This is a genomic window from Zhihengliuella salsuginis, assembly GCF_014651715.1.
Taxonomy (GTDB): domain Bacteria; phylum Actinomycetota; class Actinomycetes; order Actinomycetales; family Micrococcaceae; genus Zhihengliuella; species Zhihengliuella salsuginis.
The window spans coordinates 1-795 of the sequence record NZ_BMXK01000031.1 but is presented as its reverse complement, the minus strand read 5'-3'; the positions used below and the strand labels follow the sequence as shown (position 1 = coordinate 795).

The following is a 795-nucleotide window of genomic DNA, read 5'->3' as shown; positions in this document are numbered from 1 at the left end:
ATATCACCAAGGAGCGTGTCGATTCGGAGGAGTTCGTCGAGGCCGACGACGAGGGCAGCGCCACTGTCCCGTATCTGATCTCGGTGTCGAGTGAGGGGTATGAGGACAGTGGGTTCGAGCTTTCCGGTTCGATCACGGTGGAGAATCCGAACATGTTCGAGACCGGGTGGATCGTCGCCGAGGTCGAGGACACGGTGACGATCGAGGGCCTGGTCTGCACGGTGGTTGATGATGATCTGAACGAGGACGGCACGGTCACGGTCGCGCCGGGTGGTTCGGTGGTTCTGGACTACTCGTGCACGACGGAGGGTGTCACGGCGGAGACGGCGGGTGAGAATACCGCGGTGCTGACGTGGCACGACGGCGAGCGGTCCGCGTCCAGTGGTGCGGTGCCGGTCGCGTTCGAGGTCGAGACGGAGACGGACAAGACCGTCGAGGTGTTCGACGACGAGGCGGTTCCGGGGTCCGAGGGCGAGTTGCTCGGCACGGTGTCGTGGGACGAGGTCGAGGTCGGTGACGAGTCCTGGTCGAAGGATTTCGAGCAGGAGCTGACCTTCACGGTCGAGCCGGGCACGTGCGAGACGTTCGTCAACACGGCGTGGGTGGTCGTCACGGGTGAGAATCCGCAGGACGATGCTGAAGCGACCGTGTGCCACGAGGCGGATCTGCTGGTCTCGAAGACGGCGGATGCGAGCTTCGATCGGACGTACCTGTGGGATATCGCCAAGGAGGTCGATCAGAGCAGGATCACGGTCGCCCACGATGGTGGTGCCCCGTCCTTCGAGTATCTGGTCT

General features: G+C 63.6%; 1 protein-coding gene. It reads left to right on the top strand.

Going from position 1 to position 795, the window contains the following annotated elements; genetic code table 11:
• On the top strand, window positions 1-795 hold a 795-nt coding region (locus IE069_RS15545; RefSeq protein ID WP_189351592.1), incomplete at both ends, for a hypothetical protein.